The organism is Amnimonas aquatica (assembly GCF_002943415.1).
Classification (GTDB): Bacteria; Pseudomonadota; Gammaproteobacteria; order Pseudomonadales; family Moraxellaceae; genus Perlucidibaca; species Perlucidibaca aquatica_A.
In genome coordinates this window covers 1-1,164 of the sequence record NZ_PTQZ01000363.1, presented here as the reverse complement: position 1 = coordinate 1,164, position 1,164 = coordinate 1, and the positions used below count along the sequence as shown (strand labels likewise).

2 protein-coding genes are annotated in these 1,164 nt (G+C 65.5%); both read left to right on the top strand.

The genetic code is table 11. The annotated features are described in order from the left end of the window. Positions 1-814: putative solute-binding protein (locus C5O18_RS10630; RefSeq protein WP_158249338.1), on the top strand; the 814-nt coding region annotated here is incomplete at its 5' end. Positions 815-869: 55 nt separating this feature from the next. After that, positions 870-1,164: outer membrane protein transport protein (locus C5O18_RS09995; RefSeq protein WP_206389855.1), on the top strand; the 295-nt coding region annotated here is incomplete at its 3' end.

Here is a 1,164-nt window from a genome sequence, read left to right as displayed (position 1 = left end):
GTGCGATGCCGTGTTCGCCACCGGTCTGCGCACCCGCCAGTTCAATGCCGTCTCCGGTGCCATGGACGCCTTCGGTGCCGCCAGCGTGGGCCGCAACGGGCATATCGACATCAACGCCAGCTACGACGTGGTGCGCCGCACCATCCAGACCTTTTCCAGCCCGGCTGCCGGCAGCCTGATGGTCAACGGCAAGTACGAGGTCGGCGGCATCATTCCGTTTGGTACCGCGTATCCGTTCGTGCGCGACCGCAGCATCAACACGGTGCAGAAACTGGCCGGCAAGAAGATCGCCACCTTCGACTACGACCGCAGCCAGGCGGTGCTGGCGCAGAAGATCGGTGCCCAGCCGGTGTCCGCAGACATCACCAGCTTCGCCGGCAAGTTCAACAACGGCTCGGTCGACCTGATCGCCGCGCCGGCGGCGGCCTACCGTCCGCTCGAGCTGCACCGCGGCCTGGGCAGCAACGGCACCATCCACCGTTTCCCGCTGGTCATGCTCAGCTACCAGCTGATCCTCGACAAGAGCAAGTTCCCCGAGGGCTTCGGCATCAAGTCGCGGCAGTACTGGGCGGGACAGTTCGACCGCGCGCTGGCGCTGATCACCAAGGCCGAGCGTGACATTCCCAAGTCGGCCTGGAGCGAAGTGTCGGACCAGATCATGACCGACTACACCGTGCTGCTGCGCGAGTCGCGCATCACGGCGGCCGAGCAGGGTCTCTACGACAAGCAGGGCCTGAAGATCATCAAGCGCGTGCGCTGCAGCGTGAACCCGGCGGATGCCGAGTGTTCCAGCAGCAGCGAAAACTGGAACTGAGCGCCGACGGCGCACGTGGAACCACCCGAAACCATAACAAGAAGAAGGGGACTGCATGAACAGCCCGCGTTTCCCGGTCGGCGCCAAGCCGCTGGCCGTTGCCCTGATGAGCTGCCTGTCGCCGTTGGCGTGGTCGGCCGGTGCCGAAGTGCCGGTGATCGCGATCAGCAGCCAGGGCACTTCCAATGCCAACTCGGCCGAAGCCAATGATGCCTCGGTGATCTTCTACAACCCCGCCGGCATGAGCCGCCTGCGCGGCACCAACGTGTCCGCGGCGTTCGCGATGATCGCGGCCACGGCGAAAGTCGAGGACATGGGCACCACCCGCCTGCAGGACATGGGGCAGGCGC